At 73.3% G+C, this 7,365-nt stretch carries 6 protein-coding genes; 2 read left to right on the top strand and 4 right to left on the bottom strand.

What is annotated here, in order from left to right; genetic code table 11:
• Window positions 1-189 precede the first annotated feature (189 nt).
• Window positions 190-462, top strand: coding sequence for a hypothetical protein (locus ACFWPT_RS18695; RefSeq protein WP_380482845.1), 273 nt, complete (start codon window positions 190-192; stop codon window positions 460-462).
• 69 nt (window positions 463-531) lie between these two features.
• Here the strand turns inward: ACFWPT_RS18695 and efeU are convergent, their stop codons facing one another.
• The 4 genes from efeU to ACFWPT_RS18675 form a co-directional block, all read right to left on the bottom strand.
• Window positions 532-1,365: an iron uptake transporter permease EfeU gene (gene efeU, locus ACFWPT_RS18690; RefSeq protein WP_063346113.1), complete on the bottom strand. Its 834-nt coding sequence runs from the start codon at window positions 1,363-1,365 to the stop codon at window positions 532-534.
• 35 nt (window positions 1,366-1,400) lie between these two features.
• Window positions 1,401-2,723 (bottom strand): iron uptake transporter deferrochelatase/peroxidase subunit, encoded by a 1,323-nt coding sequence (efeB, locus tag ACFWPT_RS18685; RefSeq protein WP_380371430.1) that lies wholly within the window; start codon window positions 2,721-2,723, stop codon window positions 1,401-1,403.
• Window positions 2,724-2,830: 107 nt separating this feature from the next.
• On the bottom strand, window positions 2,831-3,979 hold the full coding sequence (gene efeO / locus ACFWPT_RS18680; protein ID WP_380482843.1) for an iron uptake system protein EfeO: 1,149 nt from the start codon (window positions 3,977-3,979) through the stop codon (window positions 2,831-2,833).
• A gap of 195 nt (window positions 3,980-4,174) precedes the next feature.
• On the bottom strand, window positions 4,175-4,999 hold the full coding sequence (locus ACFWPT_RS18675; RefSeq protein WP_063346115.1) for an ABC transporter ATP-binding protein: 825 nt from the start codon (window positions 4,997-4,999) through the stop codon (window positions 4,175-4,177).
• A 206-nt stretch (window positions 5,000-5,205) separates the two neighbouring features.
• Between ACFWPT_RS18675 and ACFWPT_RS18670 the strand changes: the two genes are divergently transcribed.
• Complete coding sequence (locus ACFWPT_RS18670) at window positions 5,206-7,356, top strand: amino acid adenylation domain-containing protein (protein WP_380482841.1); 2,151 nt, start codon at window positions 5,206-5,208, stop codon at window positions 7,354-7,356.
• Window positions 7,357-7,365 lie beyond the last annotated feature (9 nt).

Raw genomic sequence — 7,365 nt, 5'->3', positions numbered from 1 at the left:
GGGCCGCCGGGATGGACAGCGTGGGCGCGATCATGCTCTCTTAGGCGCCCCGGTGCATGCGGGCGGTAGCCCCGGACGGACCTCTCCGGTCCGGGGCTCCGGCGTATCCCGGTCCCACCGGGGCACGGCTGTCGGTGGTGCGTGCAAGGATGCTCGCGCGCACAGGGGCGAGGCGAAGGGGGCCAAGGCATGGAGACCAGCCGGTTCACGGGCGAGGACCCGCACGGGCACCAGCACGCGGTGAAGGTCGTCTCGGGGCGGAACAACACCCGGCGCGTGGTCTGCGAGAGCTGCGGCTACCGCAGGTCGGCGACGTTCGGCACGCAGGCGAAGGCCTCCCAGCACCTGTCGCAGACGCACGACGCCGGGTACGTCCGGCAGGAGTTCGCGCCGGGCCCGTGGATCGCCGCGGCCGTCGGGCTGGTCGCCCTCATCGTCTTCCTCTGCCTGTACGGGATATAGCGCCGCACACGACACCGCCCCGCCCGGCGGGGTGCCGGACGGGGCGGGGCGGTTCGCCGAACGAAGGGGTCAGGCGGCCGGCTTGGCGGCGACGGGCTTCGCCTTGCCGCTGAACAGGCCGAAGAACACGGCGAGGGTCGGCACCAGGTAGAGCAGCCAGACCACGAGCTGCAGCACCGTCGGGTCCGGCTGGAAGTTGAACACGCCCTTGAGCAGGGTGCCGTACCAGCTGTCCTTGGGGATGGTGCTGCTGATGTCGAAGGCCACGCTGTGCAGGCCGGGCAGCCAGCCGGCCTCCTGGAGGTCGTGCACGCCGTAGGCGAGCACGCCGGCCGCGACGACCACCAGCATCGCGCCGGTCCAGGTGAAGAACTTGGCCAGGTTGATCTTCAGCGCGCCGCGGTAGAACAGCCAGCCGAGCACCACCGAGGTGAGCAGGCCGAGCGCGGCGCCGATCAGCGGGTTGTAGCCGTCGTTGGTGGCCTGCACCGCCGACCAGATGAACAGCGCGGTCTCCAGGCCCTCGCGGCCGACCGCCAGGAAGCAGGTGACCACCAGGGCCGTGGTGCCCATGGCGATGGCCGCGTCCAGCTTGCCGTGCAGTTCGGTCTTCAGGTGCCGGGCGGTGCGGCGCATCCAGAACACCATCCAGGTGACCAGCCCGACCGAGATGATCGACAGCGAGCCGCCCAGCGCCTCCTGGGCCTCGAAGGTGAGCTGCGACGAGCCGAACTGCAGCACGGCGCCGAAGACCATGCTGAGCACCACGGCGGAGGCGACGCCGATCCACACCGGCGGCAGCTTGTCCCTGCGGCCGGTCTTGACCAGGTAGGCGATCAGGATGCAGACGACCAGGCTGGCTTCGAGGCCTTCGCGCAGGCCGATCAGGTAGTTGCCGAACACGGCACTCTCCTCGGGGGGTTGAACGGGGCGGGGGATCAGCCGAAGAGCGCTTGGCCCCACCACTCCCCGGGCTTGCGGACGCCCGCCGGGCAGGCGAAGTGGGCGGAGCCGACGTGCTGGATGTACTCGTTGAGCTTGTCGCCGGCCGCGAGCCGCTGCTGGAGCGGCACGAAGGCCTTGCGGGTGTCGCGCTGGTAGGCGAGGAAGAACAGGCCGGCGTCCAGGCGGCCGAGGCCGTCGGTGCCGTCGGTGAAGGAGAAGCCGCGGCGCAGGATCATCAGGCCGTTGTTGGCGTCCGGGTGGGCCAGCGCGACGTGCGAGCCGGCGGGCATCGCCTTGAGGTCCGGCGCGTCGTGCTCCTTGACCTTGCCGTAGGGGGCGCCCTCGCCCTTGGTGCGGCCGAAGGTGTCCTCCTGGTCCTTGAGCGAGGCGCGGTCCCAGGTCTCGATGTGCATCCGGATCCGCCGGGCGACCAGGTAGGAGCCGCCGGTCATCCACTCGGGGCCGTCGCCGGGGGCGGCCCAGACGTGCTCGGCCAGCCCGGCGCCGTCGGTGCCCGCGATGTTGTGGGTGCCGTCCTTGAAGCCGAGCAGGTTGCGCGGGGTCTGGGCGTCCGGGGTGGTGGAGGAGGTCTTGCCGAAGCCGAGCTGGGACCAGCGGATGTTGACGGTGCCCATGCCGATCCGGGCCAGGTTGCGGATCGCGTGCACGGCGACCTGCGGGTCGTCGGCGCAGGCCTGGACGCAGAGGTCGCCGCCGCTGCGCAGCGGGTCGAGCTTGTCGCCCTTGAAGTTCGGCAGGTCGATCAGGGCCTCGGGGCGCTTGGCGCGGAGGCCGAAGCGGTCGACGCCGTCCTGGTCGAACAGGGTGGGGCCGAAGCCGATGGTGAGGGTGAGCCGGGAGGCGGGCAGGCCGAGGGCCTCGCCGGTGTCGTCCGGCGGTGCCTCGGGCAGGCCGCCGGCGGCGCCGGTGCCGACCTCGCGGCCGCCGGTCATCGCGGCGGCGGCCTTGGTCCACTCCTTGAGCATCTTGACCAGCGACTCGCGGGTCGCCTTCTCGGAGACGTCGAAGGCGGCGAAGTGCAGGCGGTCCTGGACCGGGGTGGCGATGCCGGACTGGTTCTCGCCGTAGAAGGGCACCTCGGCGCCGGTCTGGGCGGCCGGGGCCGGGGCCTGGTCGTCCTGCCGGGTGGCGGCGGCGACCGAGCCGACGGCGGCGGCGCCGAGCGCGACGCCCGCGCCGGCCCAGCCGATCACGGCCCGTCGGCTGACGGCGCCCCCGGCGGCAGCGGCCGGGGCGTTCGCGGTGCCCTCGGGGTTCTCGGGGTTCTTGGTGCCCTTGGCGTTCTCGGCGTCCATCGGCGGGCGGATCCTTCTCTGTGCTGACTCGCCGATGCCGTGGCGGCCGCGTCGGGCCGCCACGGCGTCGGTGGGGTGGGGACGGTGCTCGGGTGGGACCGCGGTCGTTACTTGACGACCACGGCGGCGGCCAGCTTCGACAGCGGCTCGCCCAGCGAGTTGACCGCGTCGGAGAAGGTCTTGCGCTCGGCCTCGGTGACCTTGTCGTAGGAGGTGAAGGTGCCGTCGGCCTGCTTGTACTTGGCGAGCAGGGCCTGGATCGCGGTGAACTCGGAGTCCAGGGTCTTGGACAGCTCCGGGTCCTTCTCGGCGGCGACCGGCTTCAGCAGCTCGTAGGCCTTCTGCGCGCCCTCGACGTTGGCCTGGAAGTCGGCCAGGTCGGTGTGGCTGTAGCGGTCCTCCTCGCCGGTGATCTTGTTGGTGGCGACCTCGTCCAGCAGCTCCTTGGCGCCGTTGGCCATGCTGGTCGCGGTGATCTCGGCCTCGGGGATCTTCTTCTGCCAGTCCTTGAGGTCGTTGACCAGCTGGTCGGCGAGCTTCTTCTCGTCGTCGCCGATCTTGGCGTCGGCCCAGAGCGACTTCTCCAGCTTGTGCCAGCCGGTCCACTCCTGGCCGGCCTCCAGCTTGTCCTCGCGGGTGTCGGTCTTGGGGTCGACGTCGCCGAAGCTCTCGGCGACCGGCTCGGTGCGCTCCCAGCCGGTGCGCGACGGCGCGTACAGCGACTTGGCCTTCTCCACGTCGCCGGCCTTGATCGCGGCGGCGAAGGCCTCGACGGCCGGGATCGTGGCGTCGGCCTGCTGCTGGGCGTACGTGCGGTACGCGTCGACGGCGGCGGTCAGGCGCGGGTCGGCGGCGGCGGTGCTGGCGCCCTCGCCGGTCACGGTGATCTTCTGGCGGATGCCGTCGCCGACCATGCCGGGCTTGCAGGCGATCTCGTAGGAGCCGGCCTTGATCTCGGCGTTGATGGTGGCCTTGGTGCCGGGGCCGATGTTCTCGCGCTCGGTGATGATCTTGTCGCCGGCGCCGTAGACGTAGACCTCGGTGGTCTTGGCGCCCTTGTTGCTGATGTCCAGGACGACGTGGCCGGCCGGGAAGCTGGTCTTGGAGACCTCGCAGGCGGTGTCGGTCGCGTTGATCTTGACCGCGTCCGCGCCGCCCGCCTTGTCGTCCTTCTTCGTCGCACAGCCCGCCAGGGTGGCGGTCGCCACGGCGAGGGTGAGCAGCGCGGCTGCGGTGGAACGGCGACGGGCGGACATGCGGGCTCCAACGGAAAAGGGCATGGGTGTGCCAGGGCGGGGCAGGGTTGAGCACCGGTGGGGCGCCGGACCAGCGACAACCCCGCCTTAGCTAAGGCATACCTTACGTAAAAACTTTTTTACGTCTACACCCGCCCCCGTCGGAAGCGGGCCGACCGCCCCCGCCCCGACCGGGCCCGCCCCGCCCCGGACCCGTCAGCGCCCCGGCGTACGGCGCGCGGCCGCCCGGGCCGTCCACCGGCCCTCGTGCCGGCTGATCCGGATCGGGTGGCCGAAGGTCACGCTGATCAGCTCGGTGGTCATCACCTCGTCCACCGGCCCGGCCGCCACGCACTCCCCGTCCCGCAGCAGCAGGGCGTGGGTGGTGCTCTCCGGCAGCTCCTCCAGGTGGTGGGTGACCAGCACGCTGGCCAGCTCCGGGTGCTGGTGGCGCAGCAGGTCCAGGCTGTCCAGCAGCAGCTCGCGGGCGGTCAGGTCCAGCCCGGTGGCGGGCTCGTCGAGCAGCAGCAGGCGGGGGCTCGGCATCAGCGCGCGGGCGATCAGGGCCCGGCCGCGCTCGCCCTGGGACAGGGTGGTCCACGCCGACTCGGCGATCGCGCCCATGCCGAGCGTCTCGATCAGCTGCTCGGCCCGCTCCAGCACCTCGGGGCCGGGCTTGCGGTGCCACTCCGGCTCGATGGTGTTGGTGTGCCCGGTGAGCACCACCTCGCGCACGCTCAGCGGCGAGCGCAGCGGGTGCCGGGGGTTGACGTGCCCGAGGTGGGCGCGCAGCTCGCGGATGTCCACCCGGCCGAGCCGGCGGCCGAGCACGTCCACCTCGCCCCGGGTGGGGTGGGAGACCGCGCCGAGCAGGGCGAGCAGGGTCGACTTCCCGGCGCCGTTGGGGCCGAGCAGCGCCCAGTGCTCGCCCGGCTCGATGGCGAGGGTGATCCCGCGCAGCAGGTGGCGGCCGTCGCGTACGACGTCCACGTCCTGGGTGCGCAGCAGCGGGCCGTCGAAGGACGGGACGGACGAGCTCATGGGGGCGGACCTCCGAGGTGCGGCGCCGGACAGGGTGCGGGCGGGGCGCCGTACCGGACGGGCCGGCGCCGACCGTCTGCGTGCAGAGTACAACCGTCGCCGCGTGCGGAGCCGGGCCGTCCGAGGAGTGGACGCTCCAGAACCCTGTCGCGCAGCGGGAGTTGGGAGGATGATCGGGGGATTCGGAGGGGATGAGGGGAGCGCCGATGCCGACCGACGGGGAAGCGGCCGAGGACCGGGCGGCCGACACGCTGCACGGACTGGTCGAACTGCGGGCCGGGCAGGCACCGCAGGCGGTGGCCGTCCGCTGCGGCGATGCCGAGCTGACGTACGGGGAACTGGACGAGCGGGCCGACGCCCTGGCCCGCCACCTGGCGGCGCGCGGCCTGGCCCCGGGCGGCCGGGCGGCGGTGGCGCTGGGCCGCGGCACGCAGGTGTACGTCGCGCTGCTCGCGGTGCTGAAGGCGGGCGCCGCGTACGTGCCACTGGAGCCGAGCGCGCCGGACGCGCTGCTGCGGCACGTCCTGGCCGACGCCGCCCCGGACCTGGTGGTGACCGAGGAGAGCCACCGGGTGCGGCTCGCCGACGCGGGCCCGGCGCAGATCGTCTGCCTGGACACGGCCGACCTCACCGAAGAGCCGTCCGACCCACCGGGGGCGCCCACCGGCCCGACGGACCTCGCCTGCGTCCTCTACACCTCGGGCTCCACCGGCCTGCCCACCGGGGCCCTGGTCGAGCACCGCAACCTGCTGTCCGCGTACCGGGGTTGGCGCGAGGTGTACGGCCTGTCCCCGGCGGACCGGATCCTGCAGACGTCGAGCCTGGAGTTCGACGTCTTCACCGCCGACTGGGTCCGCGCGCTGGGCACCGGAGCCACCCTGGTGGTCGCCCCGCGCAACCTCACCCTGGACCGCACCGCCGACCTCGCCGGCCTGCCCGCCCTGGTGGCCGCCGAAGGGATCACCGTCCTGGAGCTGAACGCCCGCCTCGCGCGCCGACTGGCCGCCCACCTCGCCCGGAGCGACGCGTCACAGACAGGCGAACCCCTGACCGGTACGCCGCTGCCCGGCGTGCGGCTGCTCACCGTCGGCGCCGAGAAGTGGTACCTGGACGAGCAGTTGGGCCTCCAACGGCTGCTCGGCGACGGGACCAGAGTGCTCAACGTGTACGGCCTCGCCGAGGCCGGCGTGGACAGCACCTACTTCGACGCGCAGGGCACGGCGGCCACCGAGGATGGCGAGCGGGTCTCCCTGATCGGCCGGCCGTTCCCCGGAACCCGGGTGTACGTGGTCGGCCCGGACGGCACCCCGGTGCCGCCGGGGCAGGCCGGCGAGATCGCGATCGCGGGCGGCGGCCTCGGCCGGGGCTACCTCAACCGGGCCGACGACACCCGCCACCGGTTCGTCCGGGCGGACTTCGACCCGGACGGCCGGCTACTGCTGACCGGGGACATCGGCCGGCTCCGGGACGACGGCGTCCTGGAGTTCCTCGGCCGGGCCGCGCACGTGGTCGGGCCGGTCCCCTTCGCCCGCAAGGCCGCGGTGGTCTCCCGGGTCGCGGCGGCGGCCCGGGCCGAGGGCCGGCTGCGCGCCCACCCGGCGGTCCGGGAGGCGGCCGTGGTGGAGCTGGAGCTGCGGCCGGGCCGGCGCAGCCTGGTCGGGTACGCGGTGACCGCGCCGGACGTGGACGGGGCGGACGGGGCGGACGGCTGGTCGCTCTCCCAGTACCTGGCGGCCCAACTGCCCGTCGGCGACGCGCCCGAGGCCGTCGTCCCGGTGCCGGAGCTGCCGCGCACCCGGGCCGGCAAGCTGGACCGCGCCGCACTGCCGCTGCCGGCCCCGCCGAAGCACGCCGCCGCCGGATCGGCGAAGGCGGGGTCGCGCGCGGGGAAGGGCGGCGGCGGCAAGGCCGGGGGCGGGCGCAGCGGCACGTCGGACCTGCCGGGCTGCCTGGTGCTCGGCTGCGTGGTGTTCTTCTCGCTCATGGCCTGGGTCAGCACCAACGTCTTCTTCCCCGGCGCGACGCAGCTCGGGGCGGTGCCCGACGCGTACCACTTCTGGTTCGAGCTGCTCTACCTGTGCGAGAACCTCGCCTTCGGCGCCGGGGTGGCCTTCCTCTTCTTCGGCTTCCCGGCGGTGCTGCGGCAGGGGCGGTCGTACAGGCTGTCCCTGCTCACCTACCTGTCGGTGGTGTGGCTGCTGGCCTCCTGGTGGCCACAGGACAACCTGTACCGGCTCACCGACGCCACCGACTGGCCGCGCGAGACGGCGATGGTGTTCACCTTCAACGTGCCGCTGATGGCGGCCGCGCTGGTGGTGCTGATCTTCCTGATCCGGCGGCCGGCCGCCCGGCGGTGACGGCTGCCC

Source organism: Kitasatospora sp. NPDC058478 (assembly GCF_042720345.1).
GTDB lineage: Bacteria > Actinomycetota > Actinomycetes > Streptomycetales > Streptomycetaceae > Kitasatospora.
Note: the sequence above shows the minus strand (reverse complement) of the source record. Positions and strands in the feature narration are given on the sequence as shown.